The 15386-nt window shown below is 72.2% G+C and carries 15 protein-coding genes (1 of these 15 cut by a window edge); 11 read left to right on the top strand and 4 right to left on the bottom strand.

From position 1 onward, the window contains the following. Window positions 1-450: 450 nt before the first annotated feature. Window positions 451-2103, bottom strand: a complete 1653-nt coding sequence (locus tag BSB02_RS07365; RefSeq protein WP_084957943.1) for a class I adenylate-forming enzyme family protein — start codon at window positions 2101-2103, stop codon at window positions 451-453. A gap of 237 nt (window positions 2104-2340) precedes the next feature. Here BSB02_RS07365 and argC point away from each other — a divergent pair, with 237 nt between their 5' ends. The 9 genes from argC to BSB02_RS07320 are packed head-to-tail and all read left to right on the top strand — an operon-like array spanning window position 2341 to window position 11208. Next, window positions 2341-3363, top strand: coding sequence for an N-acetyl-gamma-glutamyl-phosphate reductase (gene argC, locus BSB02_RS07360; protein WP_084958127.1), 1023 nt, complete (start codon window positions 2341-2343; stop codon window positions 3361-3363). Beyond that, complete coding sequence (gene argJ, locus BSB02_RS07355; protein WP_084957942.1) at window positions 3360-4514, top strand: bifunctional glutamate N-acetyltransferase/amino-acid acetyltransferase ArgJ; 1155 nt, start codon at window positions 3360-3362, stop codon at window positions 4512-4514. The genes argC and argJ overlap by 4 nt, the downstream gene beginning before the upstream one ends. Next, a complete protein-coding gene (gene argB / locus BSB02_RS07350) occupies window positions 4511-5380 on the top strand; it encodes an acetylglutamate kinase (protein WP_084957941.1) in 870 nt (289 codons plus the stop codon). Before argJ ends, argB begins: the two co-directional genes overlap by 4 nt. After that, complete coding sequence (locus BSB02_RS07345; protein ID WP_084957940.1) at window positions 5380-6540, top strand: acetylornithine transaminase; 1161 nt, start codon at window positions 5380-5382, stop codon at window positions 6538-6540. The genes argB and BSB02_RS07345 overlap by 1 nt, the downstream gene beginning before the upstream one ends. Beyond that, window positions 6533-7483 carry an ornithine carbamoyltransferase gene (argF, locus tag BSB02_RS07340; protein WP_084957939.1) on the top strand — a complete coding sequence of 317 codons (951 nt, stop codon included), beginning with the start codon at window positions 6533-6535 and terminating at the stop codon, window positions 7481-7483. Before BSB02_RS07345 ends, argF begins: the two co-directional genes overlap by 8 nt. After that, window positions 7480-7983: an arginine repressor gene (locus tag BSB02_RS07335; protein WP_084957938.1), complete on the top strand. Its 504-nt coding sequence runs from the start codon at window positions 7480-7482 to the stop codon at window positions 7981-7983. The genes argF and BSB02_RS07335 overlap by 4 nt, the downstream gene beginning before the upstream one ends. 2 nt (window positions 7984-7985) lie before the next feature. After that, a complete protein-coding gene (locus BSB02_RS07330; protein WP_084957937.1) occupies window positions 7986-9185 on the top strand; it encodes an argininosuccinate synthase in 1200 nt (399 codons plus the stop codon). An 11-nt stretch (window positions 9186-9196) separates the two neighbouring features. Then, window positions 9197-10612, top strand: coding sequence for an argininosuccinate lyase (argH, locus tag BSB02_RS07325; RefSeq protein WP_084957936.1), 1416 nt, complete (start codon window positions 9197-9199; stop codon window positions 10610-10612). Further along, complete coding sequence (locus tag BSB02_RS07320) at window positions 10594-11208, top strand: DNA-3-methyladenine glycosylase (protein ID WP_084957935.1); 615 nt, start codon at window positions 10594-10596, stop codon at window positions 11206-11208. Before argH ends, BSB02_RS07320 begins: the two co-directional genes overlap by 19 nt. Here BSB02_RS07320 and BSB02_RS07315 read toward each other — a convergent pair. Both BSB02_RS07315 and BSB02_RS41300 read right to left on the bottom strand, forming a co-directional pair. Continuing rightward, window positions 11179-11463, bottom strand: coding sequence for a hypothetical protein (locus BSB02_RS07315; RefSeq protein WP_084957934.1), 285 nt, complete (start codon window positions 11461-11463; stop codon window positions 11179-11181). The two genes, BSB02_RS07320 and BSB02_RS07315, sit on opposite strands and share 30 nt — an antisense overlap. A gap of 32 nt (window positions 11464-11495) precedes the next feature. Next, on the bottom strand, window positions 11496-11909 hold the full coding sequence (locus BSB02_RS41300) for a PH domain-containing protein (protein ID WP_206184558.1): 414 nt from the start codon (window positions 11907-11909) through the stop codon (window positions 11496-11498). Window positions 11910-11939: 30 nt separating this feature from the next. Here BSB02_RS41300 and BSB02_RS07305 point away from each other — a divergent pair, with 30 nt between their 5' ends. Then, on the top strand, window positions 11940-12911 hold the full coding sequence (locus BSB02_RS07305; protein ID WP_206184557.1) for a class I SAM-dependent methyltransferase: 972 nt from the start codon (window positions 11940-11942) through the stop codon (window positions 12909-12911). 70 nt (window positions 12912-12981) lie between these two features. Continuing rightward, window positions 12982-14259 carry a tyrosine--tRNA ligase gene (gene tyrS / locus BSB02_RS07300; RefSeq protein WP_084957932.1) on the top strand — a complete coding sequence of 426 codons (1278 nt, stop codon included), beginning with the start codon at window positions 12982-12984 and terminating at the stop codon, window positions 14257-14259. Here tyrS and BSB02_RS07295 read toward each other — a convergent pair. After that, a protein-coding gene (locus BSB02_RS07295; RefSeq protein WP_240506251.1) for a hypothetical protein crosses the window boundary here: on the bottom strand, window positions 14249-15386 show its 3' portion. Its footprint extends 272 nt past the window's final position; 1138 of the gene's 1410 nt are visible here — the last part of the coding sequence; its start codon lies off the right edge, out of view — the gene reads right to left on this strand; its stop codon occupies window positions 14249-14251. The two genes, tyrS and BSB02_RS07295, sit on opposite strands and share 11 nt — an antisense overlap.

The following is a 15386-nucleotide window of genomic DNA, read 5'->3' as shown; positions in this document are numbered from 1 at the left end:
GACGCACAGAGTGTCACCCGGTCGGCCTCGTGCCTCCGCCGCGCATCTCGACGAAACCTCTGGGTGGCGGGTCGCCACGAGTGTCAATGGCCACGTGCGTGTCGCCGTTGGGACCGAGCCGAGGTCCCCATCTCGCCGAAGTCGGCTACTTTGTGGCGAGGCGCGCCGGGCCTGGGGCGCGGGCCTGTCGCATGCGAAAGGACTCCCCTCGGTGACGACCACGATGCCGTGGTGGAGGAGTCGATCGAGCGGGCTGACGGCGGTGGTGTGTTCGGGGAGGAAGCGACCCCACTGGCCGAAGGGCCGATGCGAGCCGATGCCCTCCAGCACGGCATCCTCGTCTGCGAGCCCGTCATGGGTGCCGCCGGATTCGACCGGGAGCGCGGCGGCGAGTCGCTGCCGCGCTCCCACAGGCCCGGTTGCGCGCCGCGGTCGCCGGCGGCCGCGGCGCTAACCGCGGTGATCGCCGAGCACCTCGCGACGCAGGTGCGTCTTGAGGATCTTCCCGCCGGGGTTGCGCGGCAGCTCGGCGTCGCGGAACCAGTAGTGCTGGGGGATCTTGAACTTGGCGATCCGCCCGGTGAGGAACTCGGTCAGCTCCCGCGGCGTGACGCTCGCGCCGGCGACCGGCCGGATCACCGCGCCGACCTCCTCGCCCAGCTCGTCGTGCGGCACGCCGATGACCGCGACGTCGTCCACGGCCGGGTGCTCGAACAGCGCCGCCTCCACCTCCGCGCAGTAGACGTTCTCGCCGCCGCGGATGACCATGTCCTTGGCCCGGTCGACGATGTAGACGAAGCCCTCCTCGTCGATCTTGGCCAGGTCGCCGGTGTGCAGCCAGCCGTCGACGAAGGTCTGCGCGGTGGCCTCGGGCTTGTTCCAGTAGCCCATGATGACGTTCGGCCCGCGCACGCACAGCTCGCCCACCTCGCCGGGCGGCAGCACGTTGCCCATGGGGTCGACCACGCGCACGTCGACCACGGGGACCGGGCGGCCGATGCTGTCGGGCCTGGCGTGGTAGTCGGGCCCGCCGTTGCCGATGGCCAGCGCCGTGGTCTCGGTCATGCCGTACCCGTTGGTGGCCGCGCGCTGCGGCAGGTTCTCGCCGATGCGCTCCAGCAGCTTGGGCGGGGCGGGGGCGCCGCCGTACCCGAGGGTGGTCAGCGAGGACAGGTCGTACTTGTCCAGGTCGGGGTGGGACATCAGCTGCCAGGCGTTGGTGGGCACCCCGATCATGGTGGTGACCTTCTCCCGCTCGATGAGCTGCAGCGCCCGCTCGGGGTCCCACTTGTACATCAGCACCAGCCCCGAGCCGCCGAACATCGACGGGGTCAGCGCCGAGAAGCAGCCGGTCACGTGGAACAGCGGCACGGTCAGCAGCGTGACGCGGCGCTGGCCGAGCGAGGCGCCGACGTCCTTGCCCATCAGAGCGGCGGTGCGCATCAGCCCGTAGGCCACGGTCATGGGCGACTGGCCGAGGTTGCGGTGGCTGCCCAGCGCGCCCTTGGGGTGGCCGGTCGTGCCGGAGGTGTAGAAGATCGTCGCCGGGTCGTCGGGGGACAGCTCGACCTCCGGCAGCGTCACGTCGGGCTTGACGTCGCCGAGCAGTTCGGTCCACTGGGCGGTGCGCGCCACGATCACGGGCACCCCGGTGCCGGCGAGCCGCCCGGCCCGCTCGTCGTCGGCGATGACGACCTTGGCGCCCGAGTCGCCGATGCCGTAGGCCAGCTCCTGCTCGGTCCACCAGGCGTTCAGCGGTACGGCTATCGCCCCGGCCGCCAGTGCGGCGGAGAAGGAGATCACCCACTCGGGGTAGTTGCGCATGGCGATGGCCACGCGGTCGCCCTTGGCCACGCCGTACTCCTCCACCAGCCGGCGCGACAGCGTCGCGGCGAGGCGGAAGTGCTCCTCGAAGGTGATGTGCTCGTCCTCGTAGGCCAGGAAGAGCTTGTCGCCGTGGAAGCGGCTCGTCTCGAGCAACGCACGGAAGTGGGCCGGGGCGTGTTTCCAGGCGCGGATCCCGGTGCCGTCGATCTCCTCCATCTCGAAGAGCTGACCGGGTGCGGTGAGCTGGGCTTCGACTTGGGCGTGCGTAGGGCTCATGCTTCGCGACTCCAGCGATGACGTGTCGGGGAATTTTCACAGTACCGACCGGTAGGTACGCCTCGCTAGACCGGAACAGAGCCTTGTTCTATCGACGTCCCATCGAGGCTCCACCGAGGCTCCACCGGCGCGCCGTCTCGCCATGCGAGCATGCGTTTGCATGTACATCCGTCACCGTGCATCATCTATCTCAAGGTAAGAACATGAGACATGATGCATAAGCATGCAGGAGGCATGATGCGGGCGGCGATAGCCGGGGCCAGCGGGTACGCCGGGGGCGAGCTGCTGCGCCTGCTCCTCGGCCACCCCCAGATCGAGATCGGCGCGCTCACCGCGGCCTCCAGCGCGGGCGACCCGCTGGGCGCGCACCAGCCGCACCTGCCCCAGCTGGCCGACCGCGTCATCCAGGAGACCACCCCCGAGGCGCTCGCCGGGCACGAGGTGGTCTTCCTGGCCCTGCCCCACGGCCACTCCGCGGCCGTGGCCGCCCACCTGGGGCCCGACACCCTCGTCGTCGACTGCGGCGCCGACCACCGGCTCGCCGACCCGGCCGCCTGGCGGGAGTTCTACGGCGGCGAGCACGCGGGCACCTGGCCGTACGGCCTGCCCGAGCTGCCGGGCCAGCGCGAGGTCCTGGCCGGGGCCAGGCGGATCGCCGTCCCCGGCTGCTACCCGACCGCCGTGCTGCTGGCGCTGTTCCCCGCCTTCGCCGCGGGCCTGGCCGGTCCCGACGTGGTCGTGGTGGCCGCCAGCGGCACCAGCGGCGCGGGCAGGTCGCCCAAGGTCCATCTGCTCGGCAGCGAGGTCATGGGCTCGGTCGGCGCCTACGGCGTGGGCGGCGTCCACCGGCACACGCCCGAGATGGAGCAGGGCCTGTCGGCCGTGGCCGGACGGCCGGTGCGGGTGTCCTTCACCCCCACCCTCGCCCCGATGAGCCGCGGCATCCTCGCCACCTGCACGGCGCCCGCCGCCGAAGGGCTGACGCGGCAGGCGCTGCGCGAGGCGTATGAGGTGGCGCTGAAGGACGAGCCGTTCGTGCGGCTGCTCCCCGAGGGCATCTGGCCCGCCACCGCGATGACCTACGGCGCCAACACCGCCGCCCTGCAGGTGACGCTGGACGAGCGCGCCGGACGGGTGGTCGCCGTCGTCGCCGTCGACAACCTGACCAAGGGCACCGCCGGGGGCGCGATCCAGAGCGTGAACCTCGCCCTCGGCCTGCCCGAGACCACCGGACTTCCCCTGACTGGAGTGGCCCCATGAGCGTGACCGCACCTCTCGGTTTCCGCGCGGCCGGCGTCGCCGCCGGCATCAAGGCCGGCGGCGCCCGCGACCTGGCTCTCGTGGTCAACGAGGGCCCCAGCCGCGCCGCCGCGGGCGTCTTCACCGCCAACCGCGTCAAGGCCGCGCCCGTGCTGTGGTCCCAGCAGGTGCTCAAGGGCGGGCGGGTCCGGGCGGTCGTGCTCAACTCCGGCGGCGCCAACGCCTGCACCGGCCCGGAGGGCTTCCAGGACACCCACGCCACCGCCGAGAAGGTCGCCGAGGTGCTGCGGGACTCCGCGGGCGAGGTCGCGGTGTGCTCCACGGGGCTGATCGGCGAGCGGCTGCCCATGGAGGCCCTGCTCGGCGGCGTCGAGACGGCGGCCGCCCAGCTCTCGCGCGACGGTGGCCTGGCCGCGGCCGACGCCATCCGCACCACCGACACCGTCTCGAAGATCTCCTTCAAGCGCGGCGAGGGCGGCTACATGGTCGGCGGCATGGCCAAGGGCGCCGGGATGCTGGCTCCCGCGCTGGCCACGATGCTGTGCGTGGTCACCACCGACGCCGACCTGACCGCCGAGGAGCTCGACGCGGTGCTGCGCAAGGCGACCGCCAAGACCTTCGACCGGCTCGACACCGACGGGTGCATGTCCACCAACGACACGGTCCTGCTGCTGGCCAGCGCAGCCTCCGGGGTCAGGCCGGACCTGCGGGAGTTCGAGCGGAAGGTCACCGAGGTCTGCGCCGACCTGGCCAGGCAGCTGCTCATCGACGCCGAGGGCGCCACCAAGGCCATCGCCGTCGAGGTGGTCGGCGCGGCCTCCGAGAGCGACGCGCTCAAGGTCGGCCGGGCCGTCGCCAGGTCCAACCTGCTCAAGTGCGCCATCCACGGGGAGGACCCCAACTGGGGCCGGGTGCTGGCCGCCGTGGGCACCACCGACGCCGTCTTCGAGCCCGACCGGATCAACGTGGCCATCAACGGCATCTGGGTGTGCCGGGGCGGCGCCGTGGGCGACGACCGCGACAAGGTCGACATGCGGGGCCGCGACGTGACCATCACGGTCGACCTGTCGGCCGGGACCAACTCGGCGACGATCCACACCACCGACCTGACCGCCGCCTACGTGCACGAGAACTCGGCCTACAGCTCATGAGGCACGTCATGCAGGAGAAGGCGGAGATCCTCATCGAGGCGCTGCCGTGGCTGGCCCGCTTCCACGGCGCCACGGTCGTCGTCAAGTACGGCGGCAACGCCATGACCGAGGAGTCCCTGCGCGAGCGCTTCGCCGAGGACGTGGTGTTCCTGCGCTACGCGGGCCTGAAGCCGGTCGTGGTGCACGGCGGCGGCCCGCAGATCAGCAGGCAACTGGCCCTGCAGGGCATCGAGTCGCGCTTCACCGCCGGGCTGCGGGTGACCACGCCCGAGGCCATGCAGGTGGTGCGGATGGTGCTGGTCGGCCAGGTCAACCGCGAGGTCGTCGGCCTGATCAACCGGCACGGCCCCTTCGCGGTCGGCATGTCGGGCGAGGACGCGCGGCTGTTCGTCGCCGAGCGCAAGCACGCCGTGGTCGACGGCGAGAAGGTCGACATCGGCCAGGTCGGCGAGGTCGTGGCGGTCAACCCGGGCGCCGTGCGGGCCCTGCTCGACGACGGCCGCATCCCCGTGGTCTCCAGCGTCGCCGCCGGAGACGACGGGGAAATCTACAACGTAAACGCCGACACCGCGGCCGCCGCGCTGGCCGTCGCCCTCCAGGCCCACAAGCTCATCGTGCTCACCGACGTGGCGGGCCTGTACGCCAACTGGCCCGACGACACCACCGTCATCAGCCACCTGAAGGCCAAGGAGCTGGAGGAGCTGCTGCCCACCCTGTCCAGCGGGATGGTGCCGAAGATGGAGGCCTGCCTGACGGCGGTGCGCGGCGGCGTCCCCCAGGCGCACGTGCTCGACGGGCGCGTCCCCCACGCGCTGCTGCTGGAGATCTTCACCGACCAAGGAATCGGAACGATGGTGATGCCCTGATGAACCTGTATGAGCGGTTCGAGAAGGCCTTCATGCCGAACTACGGCGTCCCCCCGGTGGCCTTGGCGCGCGGCGAGGGCTGCACGGTGTGGGACGTCGACGGCAAGCCGTACCTGGACCTCATCGGCGGCATCGCGGTCAGCTCCCTCGGCCACGCCCACCCCGCGCTGGTGGAGGCCGTCTCCCGGCAGGTCGCCACCCTCGCGCACACCTCCAACCTGTTCCTGCACGAGCCGGAGGTGCTGCTGGCGGAGAAGCTGCTGGACCTGCTGGGCGCGCCCGCCAGGGTGTTCCTCTGCAACTCCGGCACCGAGGCCAACGAGGCGGCCTACAAGCTGTGCGTGAAGTACGCCAAGGCCACCGGCCGGTCCTACTTCGTGGCCGCCGAGAACGGCTTCCACGGCCGCACGATCGGCGCCCTGTCGCTCACCGGCAAGCCGTCCATCCGCGAGCAGTTCGGCCCCTTCCCGGTGGATGTCCGCTTCGTCCCGTACGGCGACGCCGACGCCCTGAAGAACGCGGTCACCGACGACTGCATCGCGGTCTTCCTGGAGCCCACCCAGGGCGAGGCGGGCGTGGTGCCCCCACCGGAGGGCTACTTCCAGGCCGCCCGCGAGATCACCTCGGCCGCCGGCGCGCTGCTGGTGGCCGACGAGATCCAGTCCGCGATCGGCAGGACTGGGCACTGGTTCGCCCACCAGGCCGAGGGCGTCACGCCCGACGTGCTCACGCTCGCCAAGGGCCTGGGCGGCGGCCTGCCGATCGGCGCCTGCGTCGGCTTCGGCGAGCACGGCACGCTGTTCGAGAAGGGCGACCACGGCTCCACCTTCGGCGGCAACCCGGTTTCCTGCGCCGCGGCGCTGGCCGTGCTCGGCAACGTCGACCTGGAGCACGTGCGCGAGGTCGCGGCCCGGCTGCGCGGCGGCCTGGAGGCGATCCGGCACCCGCTGCTCAAGGGCGTGCGCGGCCGGGGCCTGTGGCTGGCGCTCGTGCTCCACGAGCCGGTCTCCGCCGGGGTCCAGAAGGCCGCCCAGGATGCCGGCTTCCTGGTCAACGCCCTGCAGCCCGACGCGGTACGGCTCGCGCCCCCGCTGGTGATCACGGCCGAGCAGGTCCAGTCGTTCGTCGACGCGCTGCCGGGGGTGCTCGACCATGCCTAGGCACTTCCTGCGCGACGACGACCTGAGCGCCGCCGAGCAGGCCGAGATCCTCGACCTGGCCGCGGCGATGAAGAAGGACCGGTACGGCTACCGCCCCCTGGAGGGCCCCAAGACCGTCGCCGTGCTGTTCGACAAGCCCTCGACCAGGACCCGGGTGTCCTTCGCCGTCGGCGTCGCCGAGTTGGGCGGCATCCCGCTGATCATCGACGGCGGCGCCTCCCAGATGGGCCGCGGCGAGCCCATCGAGGACACCGCCCGGGTGCTGGAGCGGCAGGTGGCCGCGATCGTGTGGCGCACGGCCGGCCAGGAGCGGATCGAGGCGATGGCCGCGGGCACGACCGTCCCGGTGGTCAACGCGCTGACCGACGAGTTCCACCCCTGCCAGATCCTGGCCGACCTGCAGACGATCCGCGAGCGCTTCGGCCGGACCGAGGGGCTGACGCTGGCCTACTTCGGCGACGGCGCCAACAACATGGCCCACTCCTACGCGCTCGGCGGCGCGCTGGCCGGGATGGAGGTGCGCATCTGCGCGCCGGAGGGCTACCACCCCAGGATCGGGGGAGCCGCCGTCTACACCGATCCGGCCGAGGCGGCCAGGGGCGCCCACGTCATCGCCACCGACACGTGGGTGTCCATGGGCCAGACCGGCAAGGAGGCACGGGTCGCCGCGCTCATGCCGTACCAGGTCAACGCCGAGCTGCTGGCGCACGCCGACCCCGAGGCGATCGTGCTGCACTGCCTGCCGGCCTACCGCGGCTACGAGATCACCGCCGAGGTGCTGGAAGGGCCGCAGAGCGTGGTATGGGATCAGGCCGAGAACCGGCTGCACGCCCAGAAGGCGCTTCTCCACTGGTTGGTGACACATTCAGTGACCGAGCGAAGCGAAGGCACCAATCAACACAGCCCCTCCGGGATCATGAGGCCGACGAAGGAGGCATCATGATCCCGATGACGAAGGCCGCCCGTCAGGCCAAGATCACCGAGTTGCTGCAGCGGCAGGTCGTCCGCTCGCAGCCCGAGCTGGCCAAGCTGCTGGCCGAGGAGGGTGTGGAGGTCACCCAGGCCACGCTCTCGCGCGACCTGGACGAGCTGGGCGCGCTCAAACTGCGCGCCGAGGACGGCTCGCTGGTCTACGCCCTGCCCGGCGAGGGCGGCGGGCGGATCCCGCTGGCCCGCGTGGGCGCCGGGGAGACGCCCGCCGCGCGGCTGCGACGTGTGGCCGAGGAGCTCCTGGTCTCCGCGGAGGCCTCGGGGAACCTGGTCATCGTCAGGACCCCGCCGGGCGCCGCGCAGTTCCTCTCCTCGGCCATCGACCACGCCGACTGGGAGTCCATCCTCGGCACGGTCGCCGGCGACGACACGATCCTGGTCGTCGCCCGCGACCCGCAGGGCGGCCCCGCCCTGGCCGAGGCCCTGCTCAAGATCGCCGAAAGGAGCGTGTGACCATGACCGAGCGGGTCGTGCTGGCCTACTCCGGGGGCCTGGACACTTCCGTGGCCATCCCGTATCTGGCCGAGAAGATGAACGCCGAGGTCGTCGCCGTGGCCGTGGACCTGGGCCAGGGCGGCGAGGACATGGAGGTCGTGCAAAAGCGCGCCATCGACTGCGGCGCGGTCGAGTCGATCGTGGTGGACGCCAAGGAGGAGTTCGCCGCCGACTTCTGCGTGCCCGCGCTCCAGGCCAACGCCCTCTACATGGACCGCTACCCGCTGGTCTCCTCGCTGTCCCGCCCGCTGATCGTCAAGCACCTGGTCAGCGCGGCCAAGCAAGTCGGCGGCACGGTCGTCGCGCACGGCTGCACCGGCAAGGGCAACGACCAGGTCCGCTTCGAGGCCGGCCTGGCCGCGCTCGCCCCCGACCTGAAGGTGGTCGCCCCGGCGCGCGACTTCGCCTGGACCCGGGACAAGGCCATCGAGTATGCCGAGGCCAGGGGCCTGCCGATCGAGACCAGCAAGAAGAACCCGTTCTCCATCGACCAGAACCTGTGGGGCCGCGCCGTGGAGACCGGCTTCCTGGAGGACATCTGGAACGGCCCGACCGAGGAGGTCTACTCCTACACCGCCGACCCGGCCCGGCCGCGCGAGCCCGACGAGGTCGTCGTCACCTTCGAGGCGGGCGTCCCGGTGGCCCTGGACGGGCGGCCGCTCACGCCGTACCAGATCATCGGAGAGCTGAACAGGCGCGCGGGCGCCCAGGGGGTGGGCCGGATCGACATGGTCGAGGACCGCCTGGTCGGCATCAAGTCGCGCGAGGTCTACGAGGCGCCCGCCGCGATCGCGCTGATCACCGCCCACATGGAGCTGGAGAACGTCACCGTCGAGCGCGACCTGGCCCGCTTCAAGCGGGGCGTGGACCAGCGCTGGAGCGAGCTGGTCTACGACGGGCTGTGGTTCTCGCCGCTCAAGCGCGCCCTGGACGCCTTCATCGCCGAGGCGCAGCGGCACGTCTCCGGCGACATCCGCATGACCCTGCACGGCGGCCGGGCCGTGGTCACCGGGCGGCGCTCGGAGGAGTCGCTGTACGACTTCTCCCTGGCCACCTACGACACCGGCGACACCTTCGACCAGTCCCTGGCCAAGGGCTTCGTGCAGCTGTTCGCCCTGCCCTCGAAGATCGCGGCGGCCCGGGACGCCAAGCGGCACTAGGATCGACGACCATGAGTGACAAGGGGCCGATGCGGCTGTGGGGCGGGCGGTTCGAGAGCGGCCCGTCGGACGCGCTGGCGAGACTGTCGGTCAGCGTGCACTTCGACTGGCGGCTGGTGCCGTACGACCTGGCGGCCTCCCGCGCGCACGCGCGGGTGCTGCACCGGGCCGGGCTGCTGACCGACGACGAGCTCGGCCGGATGATCGGCGCGCTGGACGACCTGGAGCGGGCCTGCAAGGCGGGCGAGTTCCGGCCGACGGTCGCCGACGAGGACGTCCACACCGCGCTGGAGCGCGGCCTGCTGGAGCGCCTGGGCTCGCTGGGCGGCAAGCTGCGGGCCGGCCGCAGCCGCAACGACCAGATCGCCACCGACCTTCGGCTCTACCTGCGCGACCACGTCCGCGCGATCGTCTCGCGCCTGGTGGAGCTGGAGACGGCGCTGATGGCGCAGGCCGAGCGCCACGCCGAGGTGGCCGCGCCGGGCATGACGCACCTGCAGCACGCCCAGCCGGTCTCCTTCGGCCACCAGCTGCTGGCGCACGTCCACGCGTTCGCGCGCGACGTCGACCGGCTGCGCGACTGGGACCGGCGGGCGGCGGTCTCGCCGCTCGGCTCCGGCGCGCTGGCGGGCTCCTCGCTGCCGCTCGACCCGGTCCAGGTCGCCCAGGAGCTCGGGTTCGACTCGGCCGCGCCCAACTCGATGGACGCGGTGGCCGACCGCGACTTCGCCGCCGAGTTCCTCTTCGACGCGGCGCTGATCGGCGTGCACCTGTCGCGGCTGGGCGAGGAGATCGTTCTGTGGGCCTCCCAGGAGTTCCGCTGGATCGAGATGGACGACGCCTACTCCACCGGCTCGTCGATCATGCCGCAGAAGAAGAACCCCGACGTGGCGGAGCTGGCGCGCGGCAAGTCCGGGCGGCTCATCGGCAACCTGACCTCGCTGCTGACCACGCTGAAGGGCCTGCCGCTCACCTACAACCGCGACCTGCAGGAGGACAAGGAGCCCGTGTTCGACACCGTCGACACGCTGCTGCTGGTCCTGCCCGCCATGGCCGGGCTGGTCTCCACCATGCGGGTCAACGTCGACCGGCTCGCGGCCACCGCCTCCGACGGCTACGCGCTGGCCACCGACCTGGCCGAGCTGCTGGTGCGCAAGGGCGTGCCGTTCCGCGAGGCGCACGAGGCCGTCGGCCACCTGGTGGTCTACTGCCAGGTCAACGACTGCGACCTCGGCGACCTGTCGGATGAGGAGATGCAGAAGGTCTCCCCGCACCTCACGCCCGACGTGCGCGACGTGCTCAGCGTGCCGGGCGCGCTCGCGGCGCGCAAGGCCCACGGCGGCACCGCCCCCGACCGGGTGCGCGACCAGCTGGCCGCGCTGCGGGAGACGGTCGACGCGCAGGCGGCATGGGCGGCGGGTTCCTGACCACCGAGCCGCTGCCCCGCGGCTTCTTCGCCCGGCACGCCAGCGAGGTGGCGCCCGACCTGCTCGGCCGGGTGCTCGTGCACGGCGGCGTGGCGATGCGGCTGACGGAGGTCGAGGCGTACGGCCTGCCGGGCGAGGACCCGGCGGCCCACACCTACCGGGGCATGACCAAGCGCAACGCCGTCATGTTCGGCCCGCCCGGCCACCTGTACGTGTACTTCACCTACGGCATGCACTTCTGCGCCAACCTCGTCTGTCTGCCCGAGGGGCACGGCTCGGCCGTCCTGCTGCGGGCGGGCGAGGTGATCGGCGGCGTGGAGGTGGCGCGGGCGCGGCGGCCCGGCGCGGGTGACCGCGACCTGGCTCGCGGCCCGGCACGGCTGGCCATGGCCTTTGGCTTCGCCCGGGCCGAGAACGGCATCGACATGATCGGCAACGTGCTGGCCGGCTGCCCGCCGGACCCGAAGGAGGTCTCCTGCGGGCCCCGCACCGGGATCTCCACGGCGATGGACGTGCCGTGGCGCTTCTGGATCGAGGGCGACCCGACCGTCTCGCCGTACCGGAGGTCACGTCCCCGGGGGCCAAAGCTCCAGTGACAGCCGCAGGTCGGCCTCGGGGCCTGCCTGCACGACGGTGACCAGCGCGAGGGCCTTCTCGCTGGTCTGGAAGCAGAAGGCCGAGCCGGCCTTGACGTCCTTGCCGACCTCCAGCGCGTCGCCCGCCGGGCCGGTGTCGAGCTGGGCACGGCAGGTGGCGACGTCGTCCTTGCCCGCCGGCAGCAGGCCCGACTCGTTGACATTGAGCAGGAAGATCGTGCCGCGGTGCGAGGAAGCCGATCCCGAGTCCGACACACCGGGATCGTGGCACAGGCGATCTCGCGAGGCTAGCCGGATCCGTTCCTGGCCCTGCGCCGCAGCTCGGCGGCCACCCCCGTGGGCGAGGCGCCCAGCTCGCCGGCGCTGAAGATGTGCAGGTTGTCGCCCGTGTCGATCTCCAGCATCTCGCTGCGCAAGCCGAACCGCCTGCGCACGTCGACCTTGATGTCGTCGATCTGCTCCCACGGCACGTGCCGCCTGCCCGCGTAGCCGTGGACCACCGTGATGCCCGACTCGTCGGCGGTCAGCCGTACCGGGACCAGAACGTCGCGCAGCGCCATCGCGCCCAGCAGCAGCGTCGCGGGCACGGCCAGGATCACGCCGCGGACGTCGCCGCTCGCATACCAGAAGACGCCCAAGGCCGCGCTGACCACCGCGGCCAGGACCTTGACGGCGAGCACCTCACGACGAACCCTCCACACGGCTACCGAGCCTATGGCAGCGTTCGGGGAATGACCTACCGACCCGTCCACGCCGACCCGCCCGCCGACCTGGTCAGCCGCCTGACCCTCGTGCCGTTCCTGCCCACCGGGCGGGTCGTGGCCCCCGCCACCGGCGCCTCCCTGCCGACCGGCGACGTCGCGCCCGGCGAGCACTGGCTGCTCGACTCCGCGCTGCTCATCCCGCTCAGGACCCACGGGTTCCGCATCCAGCGGGTCCATTCCGTGGCCGTGTCGGAGTCGGAGGGCGGCCTGCACCTGTACGCCTTCGCCGAGGGCGCGCCGTACCGCGGCTCCCGGCCCCACGCGAAGGTCGAGCTGGCCGAGATGGAGGCCGAGGAGCTGGCGGCGGCCCTGTCCGGCGAGCAGGCGCGAGCCGTGCTGGACGCGGCCGAGGCGTACCGCACGCAGAGCGAGGAGAGTTACCACGCCGACAACGCCAGGCACCTGGAGGCCGCCTACCTGCGGGAGACCACGCCGTGGGGGCAGTCGGGCAAGGGCGGCACGCAGGAGGACTGGCGAGCCGGCCGGGCGCACCTGGCCGAGGCGATCGACCGGGACGGCGCCTTCCTCGACGTCGGCTGCGCCAACGGCTACCTGGCCGAGTGCATACGGGACTGGGCCGCCGAGCGCGGGCACGCCGTCGAGCCGTACGGCGTCGACATCGCGCCCGGGCTGATCGAGCTGGCCCGGCGGCGGCTGCCGCACTGGGCGGACCGGTTCTGGGTGGGCAACGCGCTGACCTTCGTCCCGCCCCGCCGGTTCACCTTCGTCCACGTGCTGCTGGACTGCGCGCCGCGCGACCATCGCGCGGATCTGGTACGGCATGCGCTGACGTCCATGGTGGAGGCGGGCGGCAGGCTGCTGGTGTCGGAGTACGGCACGCTGCCCGGCGAGTCGGCGGCTGAGCGACTGCACGCGATGGGCCTGCGCGTCGACGGGGTGACCTCGGGCGGCACCGCGTGGATCACCGATTCCGCTTAAGGTTCGCGGATCTGTAAGGTGGTCGGGCACCCTGGAAACGAACCCGAGAACTCTTGAGAAAGCCGGAACCGTGACCGACATCCTCGACGACCTCGCGTGGCGAGGCCTGATCGCGCAGTCCACCGACATCGACGCCCTCCGCAAGGCGCTGTCCGAGGGCCCGATCACGGTCTATTCCGGTTTCGACCCGACAGCGCCGTCCCTGCACGTCGGCCACTTCGTGCCGCTGCTGACCCTGCGCCGCTTCCAGCTGGCCGGGCACCGGCCGATCGGGCTGGTCGGCGGCGCCACCGGGCTCATCGGCGACCCCAGCGGGCGCAGCACCGAGCGCACGCTGAACGACACCGAGGTCGTCGCCGGGTGGGTCGAGCGGCTGCGCGGCCAGGTCAGCCGCTTCCTCGACTTCGACGCGCCCGGTAACCCGGCCGTCATGGTGAGCAACCTCGACTGGACCGCGCAGCTGTCGGCGATCGACTTCCTGCGCGACATCGGCAAGCACTTCCCGGTCAACCGCATGCTGGCCCGCGAGTCGGTCAGCGCCCGCCTGGCCGGCGAGGGGCTCAGCTACACCGAGTTCAGCTACCAGATCCTGCAGGCCAACGACTACCTGGAGCTGTACCGCCGGCACGGCTGCACGCTGCAGATCGGCGGCAGCGACCAGTGGGGCAACATCACCGCGGGCGTCGACCTCATCCGCCGCGTGGAGGGCGCGCACGTCCACGCGATGACGCTGCCGCTGATCACCAAGGCCGACGGGGAGAAGTTCGGCAAGACCGGCACCGGCACGCTGTGGCTGGACCCGGAGATGACCTCGCCGTACGCGTTCTACCAGTACTTCCTCAACGCCGAGGACAGCAAGGTGATCGACTACCTCAAGGTGTTCACCTTCAAATCCCGCGAGGAGATCGAGGAGCTGGAGAAGGCCGTGGCCGAGCGGCCCTTCGCTCGCGAGGCGCAGCGCGCGCTGGCCGAGGACGTCACCGAGCTGCTGCACGGCCGCGAGGAGCTCGACCGGGTGATCGCCGCCTCCAGGGCGCTGTTCGGGCAGGGGGCGCTCGAGGAGCTGAGCGCCTCGACGCTGGCGGCGGCGCTGGCCGAGGTGCCCTCGGCGCGCGTGGCGTCGCTGGGCGCACCGTTCGTGGACCTCATGGCCGAGACGGGGCTGGTGGGCTCCAAGTCGGAGGCCCGGCGCGCGGTCAAGGAGGGCGGCGCGTACCTCAACAACGTGCGCATCACGGACGAGGCGTACGTGCCGACGGCCGAGGACCTGCTGGCCGGGCGGTTCCTGGTGCTGCGCCGCGGCAAGAAGTCGATCGGCGGCGTCGAGGTCACCGGAATCACCGGCTGAACAGGGCCACGGTGAGTCCGGGCGTGTCGCCGGACTGCCAGGAGGCGGTCATCCGGTAGCCCGCCCGGGCAAGCTGAGCGACGCGCGGCAGCCTCGGACCGGCGCTCCGGCCGCCGCGCCACACCACCCAGACCTGGTCGCGCCCATCGAGCGCGGCTAGGTCTGGCTTTTCCGGATAGCCGAAACCGGTGGGGTCGGGGGCTGGGCGGGCCAGGAGCGCGTCCTCGGGGAGGTCCGCGGGGCGGGCGTAGTAGCGGAACCCGGTCCGCAGGCTGCTCTGGCCGTAGACGAGGGCGTCGGCGGGACGGGAACGGATCTTGGCGACGGCCCAGGGGATGTTCTCGAAGCGGCCGTTGACGTCGCGCAGCTCGGCGTGCTGAGGCCAGGACAGGGCCACGGTCAGGGCGAGGACGACCGGGACCGCGTACCGCGAGACGGCGGCGGCCGCGATGCCGGCCAGCAGGGCGAGCGCCGGAGCGGTGACGAACAGGTACCGGTCGACGTAGACCGGGGTGAGGAGGTGGGAGACCGCCAGGAGGAGGACGGGCGGGAGGACGAGCCAGCACGACACCGCGCCCGCCCAGGCCCGATCCTTACGGAAGAGGACGATCGCGCCCGCGACGGCGAGGGCGAACAGCAGGGGTCCGGCGATCGGGTCGCCCGCGGCCATCTTCGGGAGCTTCAGCCACACCTCCGGGCCGCGCTGGGGAATCCACGAGATCGCGTGCCGCTCGCCGTACCCGAGCAGACCCAGGGCGATCGCGGGCACGGAGCCGACGGCGAGGGCGGCGATCCTCTTGGCGAGGCCTCGTGGCTTCAGGAGGAGGTGCGCGGGGAGGGTGAGGACCGCGAACAGGTGGCCGGCCCCGGCGGCGGCCACGGCGGCGGCGTAGCGCACATGCGCCGACCGCGACTGCATGACGTGGAGGGTGTGGAAGCTCAGGACGACCGCGGCCGCGGCGAAGGCGTAGGACCGGGCGAAGGCGCCGTAGTAGGACACCGAGGGGAGCACGGCGAACAGCGCACCGGCGGCCACGCCGGCGGGAAGCGAATGCAGGCGGCGCCCGAGGTCGGCGAGGAGGCCCGCGGCCACGCCGATCGCCACGGCCGAGGGGAGTCGCAGCCAC

This window comes from Thermoactinospora rubra (assembly GCF_002093975.1).
Taxonomy (GTDB): Bacteria; Actinomycetota; Actinomycetes; order Streptosporangiales; family Streptosporangiaceae; genus Nonomuraea; species Nonomuraea rubra_A.
The sequence above is the reverse complement of the archived record's forward strand: the minus strand, read 5'-3'. Positions and strand labels throughout refer to the sequence as shown.